Raw genomic sequence first — 18,550 nt, forward strand, 5'->3', positions numbered from 1 at the left:
GAGTCGCGGACGCAGAGTGTCGATTTCGGACTCGATGATCGACACTCTGCGTCCGGAGAACGGCGGCGCGGGGCACCGGAAGCGTCGGTTCGGCGCGTAGGTGTCGGTTCAGCGCGTATTTGTCGCTCCACTGCGTCAGTGCGCGGGGCGGCCGGGCGTGCTGGGCTGGCCGCGACCGAGTTCAGGTCGTTCTGGACAGATTTTCGCGCCGGGATTCTGTCCAGAACGTCCTGGGGATTCCTCTGGTGACGGGAGAATAAGAGCCGTGCGGGTCGGAGGAGATGCTCGGGTCCGCGGCCGACGGTGAGGTCGAGCCCGGGGGAAAACCCGAGGTGCGGTGGGTGGTCAACGTGCTGTTGCCCGACATCGGCGACGCGTAGCGTATTCGGTATGAGTGAGAAGACCCCCGAGCATCCGCAGGACTCGGAGCCGACCGGCCCCGACCGCGCTGAGGACCAGCGCACCCGCGGCGACGGCGCCTCGGCGCATGACGCACAGGTGCACACACCTGCCAGCGGCCCGCCGCCGGCACCGACTGCACCTCCGGCGGAGGCGCAGACCGCAGCGCCGTTGGCCACCGAGGCCGGACAGTTCCGCACCACCCCGCTCGACCTCGACGTTCCCTTCGCGGCGCCGACCGCGCAATACGGGTGGACGGACGGTCACACTCAGGAATACCCGCACACTCGTGCCTACCCGCAGGGACAGGTTCTCGGTGGCGCAGCCGGACCGATTCCGGAGCCGACGGCCCAGTACCCGCAGACGCAGGTCTACGGCACCCCCGCGCAGACGTACCACGAGCCGATGGCCTCCGGGAGCCCGCTCCACGCCGTCGGCCCCCAGCCCCCGCACCATCCGCAGGGCCAAACGTCGCAGACCCCGCAGCCACAGCCGCGCGAACCCCGCCAGGCCGTGCGCTACCCGCACCATGCGCAGCCGCTGCCGGGAGGACAGCCGCCGATGCAGTCCCAACAGCCGATGCAGCCCCAGAGGCCGCCTCGGCGGAAGCGGACCCGCACCGCGCCGCTCGAGTACGTGCCGGTCACCGGTTCGATGCCGCTGACCCGCACCGACGTCACGGAGATCCCCGCAGACGGACCCGTCGAATGGCCCAAGCGCCCCGTCGGGGTCGTCGGAGTCGCCAACGTCATCCTGTCAGCGGTCATGGCGATCATCTGGGCCTGGATCCCGCTCGGCCTCCTCTTCACCGGCATCGGCGGCATCTTCGCCCTCGGCCTCGGTGTGCTCGCCCTCGTCGTATGGGTCCTCGTCCAACAGGTCGCCAACGTCTTCGAACGCTACCGCGCCGAACTCGTCTACGGGGACCGCATCCCCGTGCCGAAGATCCCCCGCAGCGACCGCGACTCCGGGTTCACGCGCTTCCTCCACAACCGCTGGCTGCTCGTCTCCTCCGGATCCTTCTGGCGCTCGACCGCCCACCACTACGTCAAGATGCTGCTCGGACTCGTCGTCATCGGCGGCACCTTCGCCGGCATCTCCGCCTCGATCACCGCGGTCTTCGCCGCGATCAACCCCGACGGAGTCGAGACCTTCTTCCTCGGCGGTCCCACCGGCGGCCTCGGCCGCATCGGTCTGACGATCGGGGCGCTCATCGTCCTCGCCTCCTCGCTCGCGATCCTCTGGTTCACCCCCTACCTCGACCGGGCGCTCGACCGCAGTCTGCTGCCGCCGGCCCGCACCGCCGCCCTCCAGGCGGAGGTCACCGAACTCGACCGGGCGCGCATGGCCGGGATCGATGCCGCCTCGGCCGAACGCCTCCGCATCGAACGCGACCTCCACGACGGCGCGCAGCCCCGCCTCGTCGCCCTGACGATGACCCTGGGCCTGGCGAAGTCGAAGATCGACTCCGACCCCGAACGCGCCAAGGAGCTCATCTCCGAAGCCCACGCCGAGGCGAAGGGCATCGTCGGCGAACTCCGCCAGCTCGCCCGCGGCATCCACCCCGCCGTGCTCACCGACCGCGGTCTCGACGCCGCCGTCTCCGCGCTCGCCGGCCGCTCGCCGATCCCCGTCGACGTCGACGTCCGGCTGGGCGGGCGGATCGAACGCGAAGCCGAGGCCGTCGCCTACTTCGTCGTCGCCGAATGCCTGACGAACATCGCCAAGCACTCGGGAGCCACCTCGGCGAAGGTCCTCATCACCCCCACCGAGGCGGGAGTCCAGATCGTCGTCACCGACAACGGTCACGGCGGGGCCCGAGTCGACCGCTCGGGTCGGCACACGGGCATCGCCGGTCTCGTCGACCGGGTCGAGGCCGCCCGTGGGACACTGAACCTGACCAGCCCCGCAGGTGGGCCGACTACCATCGTTGTGGAGGTGCCATGCGCATCGTGATCGCCGAAGACTCAGCCATCCTCAGGGCCGGACTCGAACGACTCCTCGTCGACGCCGGACACGACGTCATCGCGGCCGTCGCCGATGCGAACGAACTCCTCGCCGCCGTCAACACGACGCCGCCCGACCTCGCTGTCATCGACGTGCGCATGCCTCCGACGTTCACCGATGAGGGCATCCGCGCCGCGGTGCTCATCCGCAAGCAGAACCCCGACGTCAAGGTCCTCGTCTTCAGCCAGTACGTCGAAGAGCAGTACGCCTCCGAGCTCATCGCCGAGAACACCGGCGGGTTCGGCTACCTGCTCAAGGACCGGGTCGCCGATGTCGAGGACTTCCTCGGCGCCGTCGACGAGGTCGCCTCCGGCGGCACCGTCCTCGATCCGGAGGTCGTCTCCCAGATCCTCGTGCGCACCCGCAAGACCGACGGGCTCTCGACCCTGAGCCCCCGCGAACTCGAAGTCCTCCAGCTCATGGCCGAGGGCAAGTCCAACGCCGCGATCGCCGGCACCCTCTTCCTCAGCGCCGGCGCCGTCGAGAAGCACATCAGCTCGATCTTCACCAAGTTCGGCCTCACCGCGGACACCTCGGACAACCGTCGCGTCCTCGCCGTCCTCACATTCCTCGGAGCCTAGAATGCCAGCCACCGTCCTCGTCAGCCCCTCGGCCCGCACAGGTCTGCGCGCCGTCCTCATCATCGCGGCCGTCATCGCCCTCCTCATCCCCGTCGTCGCGAGCGTCGCCTACGGGGCATCCCGGCTCAACTACACGAAGGTCGAGTCGAGCGAGGACCTGCCCGTCGGGACCACCGATGTCCGCTTCGACCTCGACACCGGGGCCGCCGTCGTCGTGCGCACCGAGGACGTGGCAGCGCCGACGGTCGCACTGACCGGCACCGGCCCCCGCGACAACGTCCCCCAGCTGCAGGTCGATGAGATCAACGGCAAGTCCGTCATCTCGATCGACGACAAGCCGACGTTCGAGAACGCCCGCCTCGTGCTCACCGTGCCGACCGCGACGTCCCCGGAGACGAACCTCGACTTCGCCGGCGGCCTCGGCACCGTCGCTGTCACCGGTGAGTTCAACGAAGTCACGGCGAACACCGACGCCGGATCGATCGAGCTCAACGGCACCTTCGACCGCGTGCAGACGTCGACCGAGTGGGGTCAGACGGAGTTCAAGGGCACGTACGGCACGATCGAGGCGAAGTCCGAGGTCGGCACCGTCGACGGCTCCGACCTGCGGGTCCGCGACCGCCTCGACGCCACGACGACGACCGGCGCGATCGACGTTGAGCTCGCCGCCGAGACGGTGCCGACCGCCGGCATCAGCCTCAATGCGGAAGAGGGCAAGATCGACCTGCAGCTGCCCCGCCTCGACCTCGTCAAGGAGAACATGACCGCCGAGGCTGCGAACGGCGGCGAGGGATCCGGCGGCGAGGAGGTCAAGGACCTCTTCTACCGGATCAATGCGAAGTCGAACAACGGCAGCGTCGACATCGCGAAGGACCTCGAGAAGTACGAGGCCGCGAAGAACTCGCCGGATGCCGAGGGCAAGGCGATCATCCCGGTCACGGTGTCCGCGGACACCGGAGCGATCTCGATCGAGCAGAACTAGACAGCCGGAACCGGGCAACCGGAACCGGGCTGTCGGAACTGGGCTGAGGAAGCCCGAGGCCGGGAGCGCCTCGGGCGGAAGGACGGGCACATGCAGGTCACGGTCTACGGAGCCACCGGCACATTCGGGTCGCGGCTCGTCTCACGCCTGCGGGCTCAGGGGCACTCGGTGATCGCGGCCCATCGCGGGATCGGCGTCGACACGTACACCGGTGAGGGCGTCACCGAGGCGGCCGTCGGCAGCGACGTCCTCGTCGATGCCGTCAACCTCATGACGAACAACCGGCACCGAGCCCTCGACTTCTTCTCCCGCAGCGCCCGCTCGATCGCGTTGGCCGCCGCCGAGAACCCCGGCGCGGCGATGGTGTGCCTGTCGATCGCGTTCCGCCCCGAGATCGCCGAGTCGAAGCTCTTCGCCTACTACCAGGGCAAGGACCTGCAGGAACGCGTGTACCGCCGGCTCGTGCCCGCCGACCAGCTCCTCATGTTCCGCTCCGCCCAGTGGTACGAGCTCGCGGAGACGACCTCGGTGAGCGTCGGTCGCGTCATCTTCACCCCGAAGATGCGGGTGCGGGCGCTGGCCGCCGACGAAGCCGCCCGGCTGATGGCCGAGGCGATCGAGGCCGGAGAGCGCGGCACGGTCGAGGTCGCCGGCCCCGAGATCAGCGATCTCGCCGCGATCGCCGCGAAGATCGCCCGCGCCGACGCCTCCGGTCGCCGCCCGCGGCGGGTCGTCCCCGTTCCCGTGCCCGGGGCGAGCTCCGGTGACGGACTCATCCCGCCCGCACCGAGGCTGTCGGCCGTGACCGTCGACGAGTGGCTGACGATGCGGTGAACTCGTCCGGCCCGCCGAGGCGATCCCGGGCCTGACCCGGCCCGCACGGCGTCGTCGGCGCCGACCGTGTGCCCCGCGACGGCTGAGTCAGCGCTCGCCGGGCACCCGCTGCGTGAGCCCGAGGAGGCGCGCGCCGTTGTCCCAGAGCACCGCGCGCATCCACTCGTCGCCGAGGTCGAGCCCGGCCAGCCCTGAGACCTGATCCGCGTACGGATACGGGATGTTCGGGAAGTCCGAGCCGAGGACGACCTTGTCCTGCAGGGAGATCAGGCGCTCCCGGAAGGAGGGGGTCACCTCGGCGGGAGAGGAGAAGAACCCGGAGACGTACATCGTCGTGTCGAGGTGGACGCCGCTGTAGGCCTCGGCGAGATCCGCGAACGCCTCGTATTCGGGCATGCCCATGTGGGCGATGACGAAGTTGAGCGCGGGGAAGCGCTCGAGCACCCGCGCGATCGCCTCGGGGCCGGTGAAGGCTCCCGGCAGCGGTTCGGACCCGGCGTGGATGACGATGGGCACCTGCGCCTCGGACAGCGCCGCCCACGCGGGATCGAGGACTCGATCATCGGGGGCGAACCCGCCGACCTGGACGTGGACCTTGAACAGCCGCGCCCCGGATGCGAGCGCGGCGGGGACGTAGTCGGCGGATTCGGGCTCGGCGAAGAGAGTCGCACAGTGGATGACGTCGTGGTGGGCGGCGGCGAAGTCGCGGTTCCAGTCGTTGAGCCACGCGGCCATGCCCGGCCGGTGCGGGTAGGTGAGCGCGGGAATCGCGTGGAGGCCGAGGTCGCGGAGGATCCGCAGGCGGGTGTCCGAGTCGAAGCGGTAGTGGATCGGCCACGGCCGGCCGTAGTTCGCCTCGGCGTCGTCGAAGTACGACCACACCTTGTCGAGGACGTTCTGCGGGAGGAAGTGCACATGGATGTCGGCGAGCCCGGGCAGCCCGAGCGCCTCGACGTAGGTCGGGATCTCCGCGTCGCTGCGGGGTGGTGCGATCATGCCCCCACCCTACTGTGCGGTACCGACACGGCGCGGGACCGACACTGTGCGGTACTGACACGATGCGAGGACGACACTGTGCGGTACCGACACTGGGCGGGACCGATGCGATGCGGGGGGCGGCCGAATCCCATCCCCAGGATGCGCGCAGTGAGCGACCCTAGACTGCGGCTATGGAGTTCACCGACCCGTTCGAGATCACGGTCCCCGGCACGGCCGCGCGCCTCGGCGAACCTCCGTTCTGGACGCCCGGTCAGGCTGTGACCTGGACGTACCGGCGCTTCGATTACGACCTCGACCATGTCGAGGTGCGCCGCCCGATGCGCGTCATCGACGACGGCCCGAACGGTGCGATTCTGTGGATGCCCGGCGGCACCGAGGTCGTCGACACCGGTCTCGTCGGCTGGGAGGGCATGAGCGCCCACGACGTCCCGCTCGACGTCCGCTTCCGCCCCCGCGGACAGGCCCCCGAACGCATCATGATCCCCGCCCGCTGGCAGGGTCACGGCGTGCTCAAGCTCGCGCCGCCGAACGTTCCCTTCTCCGTGTGGATGCTCGTCAAACCCGCCGAGGCGACCGCCGCGATGCCATCGGCCCCGAATCCGCCGCGCGTCGAGTGGTACGTCAACCTCGAGACGACGCATCGCCGCACCGCCGAGGCGGTCTATACGTGCGATCTCATCCTCGACATCACGTTCCCCGTCGCGAGCGAACCGCTCCACCTGCCCGACGGCAGCCTCAACCCGCGGGGCGCGGTGTTCAAGGACGTCCACGAGATCGCCGCGGCGGGCGCCTACGGGTACTGGCCGCCGCAGTGGTCGGACATCGTCCGGGCCAACGGCGCACTCGTCCTCGACCGTCTCGAGGAGTTCCGGTGGGCCTTCGACCCGCGGTGGGCCGATCTCGCGCTCGACCTCGCCGGATTCGGACCGACCGAGCACCCGGCGACGCTTCGGCTCGGGCCGGCGCCGACCGCCTCGGCGGTGGACCCGGCTGAACAGGCGGGGGAGTCAGCTGCCTCAACTGGGGAGTCGACCGCCTCGGCGAGCACAATTTCTCCTGGTCAGCGGGAACATCAGCGGATACCGAGCGGTTGTTACAGGAGACCGAACAGCCGATGAGAGGACTGAACTGACATGGCGACGAACCACCGCATCCGCCTCAACTCGCGCCCCGTGGGCGCCCCGACGGCCGAGAACTTCCTCCACGACGAGGTGCCGGTCGAGTCCCCCGGCGAGGGCCAGGTGCTGCTGCGGACCCTCTATCTCTCGCTCGACCCGTACATGCGCGGACGGATGTCGGATGCGAAGTCGTACGCGAAGCCCGTCGAGCTCGGCGAGGTGATGGTCGGGGCGACGGTCTCCGAGGTCGTCGAGTCGCAGTCGCCGGACTTCGAACCCGGTGACATCGTCCTCGGCTACGGTGGATGGCAGGAGTACTCGATCGAACCGGCGTCGCAGTTGCGCCGGATCGACCCTGAGATCGCGCCGATCAGCACCGCCCTCGGGGTGCTCGGCATGCCCGGGTTCACCGCCTATGCGGGTCTGCTCGAGATCGGCATGCCGAAACCCGGCGAGACCGTGGCCGTGGCCGCCGCGACCGGACCCGTCGGGTCGGTCGTCGGGCAGATCGCGAAGATCGTCGGGGCCACCTCGGTGGGCATCGCCGGCGGACCCGCGAAGGTCAACCACCTCAAGGAGCTCGGCTTCGACATCGTCCTCGACCACCGTTCCCCGAACTTCAAGGAGGAGCTCGCCGAGGCGGTGCCCCAGGGCATCGACGTCTACTTCGAGAACGTCGGCGGCAAGGTCCTCGAAGCGGTCGTGCCACTGCTCAACCCGTTCGCGCGTGTGCCCGTGTGCGGTCTCGTCTCCTCGTACAACCTCACCGAGCTCCCGCCGGGCCCCGACCGCACGGGTCTGCTCATGGGAGCGATCCTCCGGAAGTCGCTGACGTTCCGCGGATTCATCCAGTCGGAGTTCGTCGACCGCCTCGGCGAGCAGTTCCTCCACGACATGAGCACGTGGATCCAGGAGGGCAGGATCCGCTACCGCGAGGACATCCGGTCCGGCCTCGACCGCGCACCCGAGTACTTCAACGAACTCCTCACCGGCGGCAACTTCGGCAAGATGGTCGTCGCGGTGGGGGAGCGGGAGTAAGGGTTCGTCGTCGGAGGCCCAGGCTCGGGCGAACACCTCACCGGAACTGCGCGAACACCTCGGCGGGATCGAGGCCGAAGCTCAGCGCCAAGGTCAGCGCGATCCGGGCCTTCCTCGCATCGAGGACGCCCGCCGGCAGGAGACCGGCCTCGAGCAGACCGATCTCCCCGCCGACGTAGCCGTACGTGCGGGTGAGGCTCGCCCCCGCCCCCGGTCGGGAGGCGAGGACGACGGGCATCTGCGCGCCGAGGCGGGTGACCGCGGGCACGAGATGCTCGGCCACGTGACCACCGCCGACCCCGGCGATGACCGCGCCGGCGAACCCCGCCTCGGCGAGGTGGGCAAAAGTCTCCGCGGGCTCACCCATCCCCACCTCGACGAGCGCGACCGGGGCGATCGCCTCGGGGCGCTCCCGCCGGGCGAACGGCGAGGTGAGCACGGCTGGGGCATGGGGGACGCGGACGACGTCCTCACTGATCCACCCGATCGCGCCGAGCACCGGACCGGACGAGAACGCCGCCGTTGACGACACATGCGCCTTGCGGACATGCCGGGGATCGTGGATCTCGTCGTTGAACACGAGCGTCACCGGCAGGTGCCGCGCCTGCGGGGACAGCGCCGTCAGCGCCGCGGACCGGACATTCGCGGGACCATCGGCACCGGGCAGGGTCGGATTGCGCATCGCCCCGGTGACGGCGATCGGCACCCCTGAGTCATTGAGCAGCGACAGCGCGAAGGCACTCTCCTCGAGGGTGTCCGTGCCCTGCGTGAGGACGATGCCGTGCGCCTCGGTCTCCCGGGCGAGGTGCGCAACGTCGAGGAGCATCTCCAGGGTGACGTTCGCGCTCGAGACCTGCGCGACCTGCGTGAAATCCGTGCGCAGATCCGGCCAGATCTCATCGAGACCCGCGGCCGCGGCGATCTCCGCACCGCTGAGTGCGGGGGCCACTCCGCCGCTGCCGTCAGCGGTCGAGGCGATGGTGCCGCCGAGCGCGGCGACGAGCAGATGAGGAGACTCAGGCATGCCCCCGAGTCTAACGAGGCACGCGCCCCGAGGTGGATCGCGCTCGATGTCGAGGCGAAACTCGAGCGCGATCCACCTCGGGGAAGCGCTGGGGAGGGCGACCGCGACCCTGCCCCGATTTCCCCGCCTCGGCGCCGCGCGGGACAATGGAGGCCATGTCCGCTCTGTCCTCCGCGCTCGCGTTCCGTCGCCTCATCGACGACAACGCGACCCTGCGCATGCTGCGGGCCGACAACCTCGCGATCATGGCCGCGACCTTAGGCGGACTCCTCGGCAGCCCGGGCAGCCGTCTGTCCACCGACGACGTCCACGAGGCGATCGACGCCGACCTCGAGGAGCTGCGCGATCACTTCGACCTCGGCACCCGCACGGCGAAGGCCTACTGCGACGACTGGCGCCGGGCCGACATCATCATCCGCCGCCCCGCGACCGGTGCCCGCGGTGAGACCTACGAACTCTCCGCGGCCGGGTTCGACGCGATCCGCATCCTCGAACAGCTGCGCACCCCGCCCCGCACGGCCACCGAATCCCGCCTCGTCGCCCTCGCCCAGGCCGTCCGACAGCTCGCCATCGACACCGATCCCGACACCTCACGGCGCCTGCGCTCCCTCGAAGCCCAACGCGACCGCATCGACGCCGAGATCGCCCGCGTCCGCCGCGGCGACGCGATGTCGACCACGCTCGACCGCAGACGCGCAGGTGAGAGGGTCAGCGACATCCTCGGCCAAGCCCAGGGCCTGCCCGCCGACTTCGCCCGCGTCCGCGCCCGCTTCGAAGAGCTCAACCACGACCTGCGCACGAGCATCCTCAGCTCCGAGGACGCCCAGACCCACGTCCTCGACGACATCTTCCGCGGCGTCGACCTCATCGAATCCTCCGACGAGGGCCGCACCTTCACCGCGTTCTCCGGGCTCGTCCGCGACCCCGAACAGTCCTCGGCCTTCGACGACGACGTCTCGGCGATCCTCGACCGCGACTTCGCCCGCGCCCTGCCGCTGGCCACCCGACGCACCCTGCGCGGACTCATGCGCGATATGAAGGACGGCAGCCGCGAAGTTCACAGCGCACTGTCCGACTTCGCCCGCGGCCTGCGCCGCTACGTCCACTCCCACGAGTTCCAGCGCGACCGCGTCATGCGCACCCTCCTCCAGGACGCCCTCGCCGAGGCGGTGCCCGCCGCCCAGCAGCGCAAACCCTATGCGGACTCCGGGGTCGCCCTCGACCTCTCGACCGTGCCGATCGCCTCGCTCGGCGAGGTCACGCTGCACGACCCCGACGAATTCGACGCCGGCGTCGCCCTGAGCGCCGCCGGCGAATCGACCGTCGACCTCGGCGAGCTCATCCGCGTCGCCCGCGAATCCGAGATCGACTTCACCGAACTCACCGACAACGTCAACACCGCCCTGGCCGGTGCCACCGACATCACCGTCGCCGAGGTGCTCGACCGCTTCCCCGCCAGCCAGGGTCTGGCGAGCGTCGTCGGGCTGCTCTCGCTCGCCACCACCCACGGCACCGTCGACCCCACCACCGCCGACGTCCTCACCTGGACCGGCACCGACGGTGTGCCCCGCCGCGCGGCCACCCACCGCTGCCTCTTCACGAAGGAGATCCCCGTTTGAGCCAGGACGATCTGCGTCAGGACGATCTGCCTCGTGCCGATCTCGACCCCGACGAGCAGCCGCTCGATGACCGGTCCGCCGGCACCGGTCTGTGGTCCGGTGACACCGGTGTCCTCCACGAACGCACCCGCCGCGTCCTCCTCGAACTCCTCAAAGGCCCCTACGTCTCCGGCGCCCAGAACCCCGGCCTGTGGGCCGCCCTCATCGCCGACGAGACGAGCGTGCGCTCACGCCTCCACGAACTCTTCCTCGACCTCGTCATCGACCCCGTCGACGAATTCGCGTTCACCCGCAAGGTCGTCACCGAGGAGATCGACGTCCCCAGCGCGGTCCGCAGCGAACGGCTCACCTTCATCGACACCGCGATGCTCCTCGTCCTCCGCCAACTCCTCCTCGCCGCCCCCGGCGAACGCCGCGTCATCGTCGGCAAGGACGAGGTCTACGACTCCCTGATGATCTACCGCACCGGCGACGAGTCGACGTTCCTCCGCAACCTCAACGGCGCCTGGGCGCGGATGTCGAACCGTTTGCGCGTCCTCCACAAGGTCGGTGACGAGCGCTTCGAGATCTCCCCGATGGTCCGCTTCCTCATCGACGAGGACCGCGTCCGCGAACTCACCGCCACGTACCGGCGCATCGCCGCCGGAGACGACGGTGACAATGCCGAGGTCGACGATCTTGTCGGTGACACGGGAACCGGGGACAACCTCGGCGAGGATGGGCCCGACTCCGACAGCGACGTGCCGGATCCCGACCGCACACCCACCGATACCACCACCGAGGAGGATGCGGAATGAACGAGACCGACCTCCTCTCGATCCTGCCCGAGGACGCCCGCGGCTCCGTCTTCGACGGCGTCCCCGAACCCGACGCCGAGGTCACCGCCGCGCTGTCGGGGCAGTGGCGGCTCAGCCGGATCCAGCTCGCGAACTGGGGCACCTTCGACGGGGAGATCCACACGATCCCCGTCTCCCGGCAGGGCCAGCTCATCACCGGACCCTCCGGTTCGGGGAAGTCGTCGCTGCTCGATGCGATCGCCTCGGTGCTCACACCCGACAAATGGCTGCGCTTCAACGTCGCCGCCCAGACCGCGGGCGCCCGGACCGAGCAGCGGAGCATCATCAGCTACGTCCGCGGGGCGTGGACGCGGATGACCGACGCCGAGGAGGACCGCGTCGTCAGCCGCTATCTGCGCCCGCATGCGACGTGGAGCGGCATCGTCCTGCGCTTCGAGAACGAGATCGACCCGCCGGTGACGCTCGCCCGCCTGTTCTTCGTCAAGGGCAGCGGGACGAAGAACTCCGACGTCTCCGACCTCTGCCTCCTCGACCGCTCCGGCATCGACCTGGCTGACCTGCAGGAATACGCGCTCGGCGGGATCCAGACCCGGGCGCTCAAGGCCGCCCACCCCGATGCCGTCATCACCTCGAACGGCGCCCACGGCCGGTTCTACGCCCGGATGCGCTCACTCTTCGACATCGAACACGAATCCGCGCTCCAGCTCCTCCACAAGACGCAGTCGGCCAAGCACCTCGACAGCCTCGACCAGCTCTTCCGCGAGCACATGCTCGAACCCCCGGCGACCTTCGCCCTCGCCGACACCGCCGTCGACGAGTTCGGCGACCTCAAGGACGCCCACGAACACGTCGTCCAGCTCCGCCACCAGCGCGATCACCTCCTCGACCTGCGGGACGCGGCGACGAGGTACGACACCGCGCACGCCGCCGTCGCCGAGGTGCGCGAACTCGCCGCGAGCGTCATCCCCTTCCAGAAGCGACGGGAGCTCGACCTCCTCGACGCCGAGCGCTCGACCCTCGACGAGCGCATCGCCACCCTCGACGCCGAGGCCGACGACGCCGACCGCACCCTGCGCGCCGCCGCCGACGACCTCAAGCGCGCCGAACGCGCCGCCCTCGAACTCGGCGGGTCGGAGACCGCGTTCCTCCACGAGAAGATCCGCGCCGGGGAGGAGACCCGCCGGACCGCGAAGAACCGCTGGGCGTCCCTGCGCACGCAGCTGAGCGAGGCGGGCATCGACGACGCCCCGACGACCGCGGCCGAGTTCGCCGAACTCCAGGCTGAGATCGCACGCATCCTCGACGGATCAGAGGCCCCGGCGGGCCCGAGCCACGCCGACCACGACCGGTTCTCGAAGGCCCGCGCCCGCGTCGCCGCCGCCGAAGCCGCGATCACCGCCCTGCGCCGCAGCGGCACCACCGTGCCCGGACATCTCCTCGAGGTGCGCACGATGCTCGCCGAGGCGGTCGGCCTGCCCGAATCCGCCCTGCCCTTCGGTGCCGAGCTCATCGAGGTCAGACCCGAACACGCCGCGTGGACGGGGGCGATCGAACGCGTGCTCCGACCGCTCGCGCTCACGCTCCTCGTCCGCTCCGACCACCTCGGAACGGTCCGGTCCTGGGTCGACTCCCACCGGATCACGACCCGCCTCGTGTTCGAGGTAGTGCCGCAGACCGCTGCCTCCCCGCGCCCCGCGAAGAGCGCGATCTCCCTGGTCAACCGGGTGCGAGTGGCAGAGACCGGGGTTGGCGAGTGGGTGAGCTGGGCACTGTCGGAGCGCTACGACTACGCATGCGTCGACCACCTGTCCGAAATGGACGACCACGTCAAGGCCGTGACGATCAACGGGCAGATCAAGACCTCCCGGACCCGGTACGAGAAGGACGACCGGCGCCGCATCGACGACCGCTCGCAGTGGGTGCTCGGGGACCGGGATGCGAAGCTCGAAGCCCTCATCGACGAACTCAAGGCCGCCGAGGCGGACCTGCAGGCCGTGCGCACGATCGTCGAGACCGCCGAGGCGGACGTCGCGAAGGCGAACGAACGCCGGGGCCTCCTCGCCGGAGTCCGCCGGCAGACGTGGCGCGACGTCGACGCCGACGGAGTGCAGAAGGAGATCGACACCCTCCAGGCGCGCCTCGACGAGCTCATGGCCGGCGATAGCGACCTCCAGGCCGCCAACCGCGCCCGCGACGAGGCGGAGACCGCCCTCGACGACGCGCGCGCCCGCGCCGACGACGTGAGCTTCCGGCTGCGCACTGCCCGCGCCACCCGCGACGGTCTCGCCGCTGCGGCCGAGGCCCTGCGGGAGGCGATCGCGGCCGGCGAGTACCCGGAGGTGTCAGCGGCCGTGAGCACGGCGCTCGAGGAGCGGTTCCGCGCGGTCAGGCGCAAGATCACCCGCGACATCCTCGGCGACGTCGGACAGGCCGTCATGACCCGGCTGCAGGACGAACGGGACGCCGCCGCGGACCGTGCGACCGGGGCCGGGCAGGACGTCACCCGGCTGGCCGCGCAGTTCCAAGCGGCCTGGCCGTCCGCCTCGGCGAACCTCACCTCCGACGTCGAGGACCGGCAGGGCTTCCTCGACATGCTCGCCGAGATCCAGGCCCACGGTCTGCCCGAACACGAAGGACGGTTCCTCGACCTGCTGCGGAAGCGCTCGCGGGATCTCATCGGCGAGCTGCGCGGGGAGATCCTCGGGGCGCCGCGGGAGATCCAGGACCGCGTCGACCCGGTCAACGCCTCGCTGCAGCGGTCGGAGTTCGACACGGACCGCTTCCTCCACCTGCGCGTCAAGACCCGGCGGAGCGAGACGGTCAAGGCGTTCATGCGCGATCTCGCGACGATCTCCGAGGGCAGCTGGGGCGATGAGGACCTCGAGACGGCGGAGATGAAGTACGAGCTGCTCGCCGACATCATGCGCCGGTTCGCCTCGAGCGAGCACATCGACCGCGTGTGGCGCACCCAGTGCCTCGACACGCGTCTGCACGTGACGTTCCTCGCCGAGGAGCTCGACCGCGACGGCACCCCGCAGGCGACGTACGATTCCGGGGCGGCGATGTCGGGTGGGCAGCAGCAGAAGCTCGTCGTCTTCTGCCTCGCCGCGGCCCTGCGCTACCAGCTCGCCGACCCCGACGAACCGGTCGCGAAGTACGGCACGATCATCCTCGACGAGGCCTTCGACAAGGCGGATTCGCGCTACACGCGGATGGCGCTCAACATCTTCGTCGAGTTCGGCTTCCACATGGTGCTCGCCACCCCGCAGAAGCTCCTCCAGACGATCGAGCCCTACGTCGGCGCCGCCGCGGCGATCGACAATCCCACCCGCGCGAAGTCCGTCGTCGCGAACATGGTGTGGGAGACCGATGGGGACGGTGCTGGTGGGAAAGCCGCTGGTGACGGGGCTGCCGGGACGGATGTTTCTGGTGGTGCTGATTCCGGCGCCGAGGCGGGGGCGGGCGCCCCTGTCCTCGTCGAGTCCGGTGCGACGGTGGGATCGGGTGGCAGCTCGGAGGCCGGCGAGTCTGCGGAGACTGTCGCGGCAGCGGAGGCCCTCTCGACGGCGGAGGCGATGACGACAGCCGAGGCCGTCCCGACCGGAGACGACGGGGACGGCAGTCGATAGGGGAGAGCCGCGCGCGGTGAGGTGCGGACAGCGCTCGGTAGGGTGAGGCCATGATCGATGTCGCCGAGGCGCGCCGGCTCGCCGAGAAGCGCCTGCGCACCCGGATGGGCCAGTGGGCGGGGGAGCAGGCGATGCTCGCCGAGGCCGACGGTGCCCTTGGTGTCCGCCCCGCCGAGGTCGACCATGCCCATAGCGGACGCCCCGCCGAGGCGGAGGTCGGCTCACCGGCGTTCGAGCTCGGGCTCAAGCCGCCGACCGAGAATCAGGTCTTGCGCGACCTCGCCGGCGCCGAAGCGTGGGTGCGGTCGTGGCGGGCCGCCGCGGCCGATCTCCCTCTCGACCTCGACTGGCAGTCCCGCGCGTGGAAGTCCGTGGGCAGACAGGACGTGCCGGTGCGGGTGCGGTTCCCGACGCCGGACGATGTCGCGGCGTTCGTCAGCGGAAGTGCAGAGCGTGACTGGCGGCGGCTCTCGGCGCGGGTGCGCGAGATCCGACAGCGGTGGCCGAGGGCGACCGCGCACTCCACTGTTCCGGGCGGCGACGGCGACCCTGCGTCCGGGGGCGCCGGGGTGACGGCGGGGCGGGACCGGGTCGCGGCTGCGGGTGTGGTGGCGGACCGAGGCGCGGGGGATCCGTCTGGGTTCACGGTGTCTGCGGGAGAGTTCACGGCGGTCGTGAGATCGCTGGCCAAGCGGCTCCTCGACCTCGGTGACGGCGAGTTCGCCCAGGTCATCGATGTCGTCAGCTGGCTTGCGGAGAATCCGCTCGGCACGATGCGCCCCCGACAGCTGCCGATCCGCGGCGTCGACTCGAAATGGTTCGGCACGCACCGGGGGCTCGTCCGCGCGCTGCTCTCGCTGGCCGGTGCCCCGGGTGGGCTCGACATCCTCGACGCCGAGGCGAATGTGCGCCTGCGCCTCCTCGACCCGGCGATGGCGCTCGGACCGCTGCGCGACCTCGCCGCACCGGTCGACCAGCTGGCCCAGCTGAACCTGCGGCCCCGGACCGTGCTCATCGTCGAGAACCTCGAATCGGTGCTCGCACTGCCCGATCGCCCGGGCACAGTCGCGATCCACGGATCCGGCTACACGGTCGGAGTCGTGGCGCGGTTGGGATGGGCCGCCTCGGCGAGGGTCATCTACTGGGGCGATCTCGACTCGCACGGATTCGCGATCCTCAACCGCCTGCGGGCGCATCTGCCCGCGGTGGAATCGCTGCTCATGGACGAGGGCACGCTGCTGGCCTACCGCGATCTGTGGGTGCGGGAGCCGACGCCGCATCGCGGGCGTCTGTCCGGCCTCACCGGGTCGGAGCGGCGGGCGCTCGACCGGCTGCGCAGCGAAGGGGATGTGCGACTCGAGCAGGAGCGGATCCCCTGGGACACGGCGCTCGCCGCAGTCGACGCGGCGCTGCGCTGAGTCGGCGCTGAGGTGCTGCCTGCCGTGGTCGTTGTTCACTTGGCCCCTGCCTGAATGATTCTGACGTCGCGAGGTCGTGTACCGTATCCCGGGGTTCACTGAATGCAAGGTGAACCACAGCAGAACAGTCGGTGAACTTGGGATAGGTGACGAGAAGCGGCATGAGCGACGTCAAGGCAGTGCAGGAGCGGCGGAAGTCCGGGTGGAAGTGGCTCGCGGCGCCGGGTCCCGCACCGCGGCTGCCGGAGGAGACGATCACCCGACGCTATCCGCGACTGCGAGGCCAGGTCTTCGTCGGAATCTTCGTGGGCTACGCAGGCTTCTACCTGATTCGCAACAATGTTCCGCTGGTGGGCAGCCTGCTCATCGATGAGGGCCGCATGAACGCCGTCGGATTGGGCATCATCGCGAATGTCGCCCTCATCGCGTACGGCTTCTCGAAGTTCTTCTCCGGGATCGTCTCCGACCGTTCGAACGCGCGTCTGTTCCTGCCGATCGGGCTGGCACTCTCGGCTGTCGCGAATCTGCTGCTGGCCGGTGTGCCGGTGCTGTCGTCCTCGATCGCGATGTTCGCGACCGTCATGTTCGTCAACGGCTGGGTGCAGGGCATGGGGTGGCCGCCCAGCGGCCGCGTCCTCGTCCATTGGTTCTCCACCAGTGAACGGGGAACCAAGACATCGATCTGGAACGTCGCGCACAACGTGGGCGGCTTCTTCGTCGGAGTCCTCGCCGCGCTCGGACTTCAGCTGACCGGAGACGACTGGCGCTCGGTCTTCTGGCTGCCGGCGATCGTCGCTCTTATCATCGCCTTCATCGCTTATCTGCTCATCCGCGACACTCCTGAGTCGCAGGGTCTCCCGCCGATCGAGGAGTACCGTGACGACCCGGCGAAGGTGGACGCGGGCGACGTCGAACAGGAGTCGCTGAGCACGTGGAAGGCGATCGAGAAGTACGTGCTCCGCAACCGCACGATGGTGCTGCTGGCCCTGGCGAACGTCTGCGTCTATGCGCTGCGCTACGGCATTCTCACCTGGACCCCCGTCTACCTGTCTGAAGTCAGACATGCCAGCCTGACCGGTGGCATTGCCGGGTTCTCGCTCTTCGAACTCGCGGGGATCGTCGGAACGCTTCTGTGCGGTTGGCTCTCCGACAGGGTGTTCCGCGGGAACAGATCGGTCACCGGCATCGTGTTCATGATCGGAGTGGCTGCCGCGACCGCTGTGTACTGGCTGGCTCCGGCTGGTGTACCGCTGTGGATTCCGCTGGTGACGGTGACGGTCATCGGCGGACTCATCTACGGGCCGGTCATGCTCATCGGACTCCAGGCGCTTGACCTGTCTCCGCGTCAGGTGGCGGGGACCGCTGCCGGGTTCACGGGTCTGTTCGGGTACGTGCTCGGAGCGACGATGGCCTCGAGCGGAGTCGGCCTCGTCGTCCACCACTTCGGCTGGGATGTCACCTTCGCTCTGCTCATCGCGCTGTGTCTCATTGCCGTGGTCTTCCTCGCCATCATCAACAAGGACGAACGGCGCACGATCCGGGAGCATCAGCGCCGCTGACCGTGCGGGTCGCCTCGCGGTTGTGCCTGTGTTCCCACGTCGTCGTTCTCACGTCTTCGTTCGCGGGACAGGACGGAGCCCGTGTCATCGCCCTTTGCTAGCATCCACGCATGGACTCGGTGACCGTGCTTCGACTCGCCCACGACCAGGCGGTGCAGTATCCGTCCGTCGTCATCGAGCACCCCTTCGGACCCGAATACGCGGTGTTCAAGGTCCGCGGCAGGATGTTCATGATGCAGTACGAGCTGCGCGGAGTGCCGAGCATGAATCTCAAGATCGACCCGCTCGACGGTGAGGTGCTGCGCGACGCCTACGCCGAGATCACGCCCGGTTATCACATGAACAAACGGCATTGGATCACCGTCTGCGGCGCCGACGGGGGAGCCGGGACCGACCCGGGGACCACCTCGGCGCGGGCCGCTCTCGATGAGGACCTCCTCCACGATCTCGTCCTCGAGTCGTACTGCCTCGTCGTCGCCAAGATGCCGCGCAGGGATCGCCCGGTCGACCCGGCGACCTTCGGCGGCAGAGAAGCGTGAGGGAGGT

General features: G+C 69.7%; 14 protein-coding genes. 12 read left to right on the forward strand and 2 right to left on the reverse strand.

Features of this window, described 5'->3' with window-relative positions; translation table 11 throughout:
• The first annotated feature begins 390 nt into the window (after positions 1-390).
• The 4 genes from J9315_RS01860 (at position 391) to J9315_RS01875 (ending at position 4,803) form a co-directional block, all read left to right on the forward strand.
• On the forward strand, positions 391-2,355 hold the full coding sequence (locus J9315_RS01860) for a sensor histidine kinase (protein WP_198499809.1): 1,965 nt from the start codon (positions 391-393) through the stop codon (positions 2,353-2,355).
• Entirely contained in the window at positions 2,343-2,987 is a 645-nt protein-coding gene (locus J9315_RS01865) for a response regulator transcription factor (RefSeq protein ID WP_137824472.1), read from the forward strand. The genes J9315_RS01860 and J9315_RS01865 overlap by 13 nt, the downstream gene beginning before the upstream one ends.
• A gap of 1 nt (position 2,988) precedes the next feature.
• A complete protein-coding gene (locus J9315_RS01870) occupies positions 2,989-3,969 on the forward strand; it encodes a DUF4097 family beta strand repeat-containing protein (protein ID WP_198499808.1) in 981 nt (326 codons plus the stop codon).
• Positions 3,970-4,059: 90 nt separating this feature from the next.
• Positions 4,060-4,803: an SDR family oxidoreductase gene (locus J9315_RS01875; protein WP_198499807.1), complete on the forward strand. Its 744-nt coding sequence runs from the start codon at positions 4,060-4,062 to the stop codon at positions 4,801-4,803.
• 87 nt (positions 4,804-4,890) lie between these two features.
• Here J9315_RS01875 and J9315_RS01880 read toward each other — a convergent pair whose 3' ends face one another.
• A complete protein-coding gene (locus J9315_RS01880) occupies positions 4,891-5,799 on the reverse strand; it encodes an amidohydrolase family protein (RefSeq protein WP_198499806.1) in 909 nt (302 codons plus the stop codon).
• A 173-nt stretch (positions 5,800-5,972) separates the two neighbouring features.
• Between J9315_RS01880 and J9315_RS01885 the strand changes: the two genes are divergently transcribed.
• The gene (locus J9315_RS01885; protein ID WP_198499805.1) at positions 5,973-6,920 is read left to right on the forward strand and encodes a DUF402 domain-containing protein; all 948 of its coding nucleotides are present in this window, start codon (positions 5,973-5,975) and stop codon (positions 6,918-6,920) included.
• A 15-nt stretch (positions 6,921-6,935) separates the two neighbouring features.
• The gene (locus J9315_RS01890; protein ID WP_198499804.1) at positions 6,936-7,958 is read left to right on the forward strand and encodes an NADP-dependent oxidoreductase; all 1,023 of its coding nucleotides are present in this window, start codon (positions 6,936-6,938) and stop codon (positions 7,956-7,958) included.
• Between the two features lie 37 nt (positions 7,959-7,995).
• Here J9315_RS01890 and J9315_RS01895 read toward each other — a convergent pair whose 3' ends face one another.
• On the reverse strand, positions 7,996-8,982 hold the full coding sequence (locus J9315_RS01895) for an asparaginase (protein WP_198499803.1): 987 nt from the start codon (positions 8,980-8,982) through the stop codon (positions 7,996-7,998).
• A gap of 155 nt (positions 8,983-9,137) precedes the next feature.
• Between J9315_RS01895 and J9315_RS01900 the strand changes: the two genes are divergently transcribed.
• From J9315_RS01900 to J9315_RS01925, 6 genes are all read left to right on the forward strand, one after another.
• A complete protein-coding gene (locus J9315_RS01900; RefSeq protein ID WP_198499802.1) occupies positions 9,138-10,601 on the forward strand; it encodes a DUF3375 domain-containing protein in 1,464 nt (487 codons plus the stop codon).
• Positions 10,598-11,398 (forward strand): DUF4194 domain-containing protein, encoded by an 801-nt coding sequence (locus tag J9315_RS01905; RefSeq protein ID WP_232623730.1) that lies wholly within the window; start codon positions 10,598-10,600, stop codon positions 11,396-11,398. Before J9315_RS01900 ends, J9315_RS01905 begins: the two co-directional genes overlap by 4 nt.
• Positions 11,395-15,027, forward strand: coding sequence for an ATP-binding protein (locus J9315_RS01910; RefSeq protein ID WP_198499801.1), 3,633 nt, complete (start codon positions 11,395-11,397; stop codon positions 15,025-15,027). Before J9315_RS01905 ends, J9315_RS01910 begins: the two co-directional genes overlap by 4 nt.
• A gap of 50 nt (positions 15,028-15,077) precedes the next feature.
• Positions 15,078-16,445, forward strand: a complete 1,368-nt coding sequence (locus J9315_RS01915) for a DUF3322 and DUF2220 domain-containing protein (protein WP_198499800.1) — start codon at positions 15,078-15,080, stop codon at positions 16,443-16,445.
• A 161-nt stretch (positions 16,446-16,606) separates the two neighbouring features.
• Positions 16,607-18,004: an MFS transporter gene (locus J9315_RS01920; RefSeq protein ID WP_198499799.1), complete on the forward strand. Its 1,398-nt coding sequence runs from the start codon at positions 16,607-16,609 to the stop codon at positions 18,002-18,004.
• Between the two features lie 110 nt (positions 18,005-18,114).
• Entirely contained in the window at positions 18,115-18,543 is a 429-nt protein-coding gene (locus J9315_RS01925; RefSeq protein WP_198499798.1) for an MmcQ/YjbR family DNA-binding protein, read from the forward strand.
• Positions 18,544-18,550 lie beyond the last annotated feature (7 nt).

Source organism: Brevibacterium sp. W7.2, assembly GCF_018137945.1.
Taxonomy (GTDB): domain Bacteria; phylum Actinomycetota; class Actinomycetes; order Actinomycetales; family Brevibacteriaceae; genus Brevibacterium; species Brevibacterium sanguinis.

Bases quoted from the DNA above. Each gene is read 5' to 3' on its own strand.
- J9315_RS01920 (WP_198499799.1), top strand. From the start codon at position 16,607: ATGAGCGACGTCAAGGCAGTGCAGGAGCGGCGGAAGTCCGGGTGGAAG.
- J9315_RS01885 (WP_198499805.1), top strand. From the start codon at position 5,973: ATGGAGTTCACCGACCCGTTCGAGATCACGGTCCCCGGCACGGCCGCG.
- J9315_RS01865 (WP_137824472.1), top strand. From the start codon at position 2,343: ATGCGCATCGTGATCGCCGAAGACTCAGCCATCCTCAGGGCCGGACTC.
- J9315_RS01860 (WP_198499809.1), top strand. From the start codon at position 391: ATGAGTGAGAAGACCCCCGAGCATCCGCAGGACTCGGAGCCGACCGGC.
- J9315_RS01895 (WP_198499803.1), bottom strand. From the start codon at position 8,982: ATGCCTGAGTCTCCTCATCTGCTCGTCGCCGCGCTCGGCGGCACCATC.
- J9315_RS01890 (WP_198499804.1), top strand. From the start codon at position 6,936: ATGGCGACGAACCACCGCATCCGCCTCAACTCGCGCCCCGTGGGCGCC.
- J9315_RS01870 (WP_198499808.1), top strand. From the start codon at position 2,989: ATGCCAGCCACCGTCCTCGTCAGCCCCTCGGCCCGCACAGGTCTGCGC.
- J9315_RS01880 (WP_198499806.1), bottom strand. From the start codon at position 5,799: ATGATCGCACCACCCCGCAGCGACGCGGAGATCCCGACCTACGTCGAG.
- J9315_RS01910 (WP_198499801.1), top strand. From the start codon at position 11,395: ATGAACGAGACCGACCTCCTCTCGATCCTGCCCGAGGACGCCCGCGGC.
- J9315_RS01915 (WP_198499800.1), top strand. From the start codon at position 15,078: ATGATCGATGTCGCCGAGGCGCGCCGGCTCGCCGAGAAGCGCCTGCGC.
- J9315_RS01900 (WP_198499802.1), top strand. From the start codon at position 9,138: ATGTCCGCTCTGTCCTCCGCGCTCGCGTTCCGTCGCCTCATCGACGAC.
- J9315_RS01925 (WP_198499798.1), top strand. From the start codon at position 18,115: ATGGACTCGGTGACCGTGCTTCGACTCGCCCACGACCAGGCGGTGCAG.
- J9315_RS01875 (WP_198499807.1), top strand. From the start codon at position 4,060: ATGCAGGTCACGGTCTACGGAGCCACCGGCACATTCGGGTCGCGGCTC.